The sequence below is a fragment of the Pseudomonas sp. SID14000 genome (genome assembly GCF_002165135.1).
Lineage (GTDB): Bacteria > Pseudomonadota > Gammaproteobacteria > Pseudomonadales > Pseudomonadaceae > Aquipseudomonas.
In genome coordinates this window covers 1-391 of sequence record NZ_NFZQ01000167.1, presented here as the reverse complement: position 1 = coordinate 391, position 391 = coordinate 1, and the positions used below count along the sequence as shown (strand labels likewise).

The window sequence follows — 391 nt, the reverse complement described above, 5'->3', positions numbered from 1 at the left end:
GTCGACGCCGTCGCGGAAGGTCGGCGCGTACAAGACCACCAGGTGCGAGTCGTCGAATCCGAAGGACGCCCGGATCGCCCGGACGTCGTCCAGCGTCGCGTTCAGCAGCCGGTCGTTGCGGGGGAACCCGTATTCGAGGTCCTCGAAATGGGCCGGGTAGGTGCGCTCCCAGATCTCCGACGAGTACCGGTTCGAGGACAGGTTGAAGTCCCACCGGTCGACCTGGCGCATCAGTTCGTCCAGGTCGAGGTCCTTCGCTGCGACCGGGTAATGCCGCAGATCGGTGCCCATCGTCTTCAGCGGCGTGCCGTGCTGGGTCTGGAGGTGGATCTGCCCGTCGCGCTTCTCGAGCTCCTTCGGCAGGTTCATGTTGCTGATGAAGTACGTCGCC

General features: G+C 65.0%; 1 protein-coding gene. It reads right to left on the bottom strand.

Features of this window, described 5'->3' with window-relative positions; translation table 11 throughout:
- The coding region (locus CAY82_RS27795) for a CDP-glycerol glycerophosphotransferase family protein (RefSeq protein ID WP_170931147.1) at positions 1–391 on the bottom strand (391 nt) is incomplete at both ends.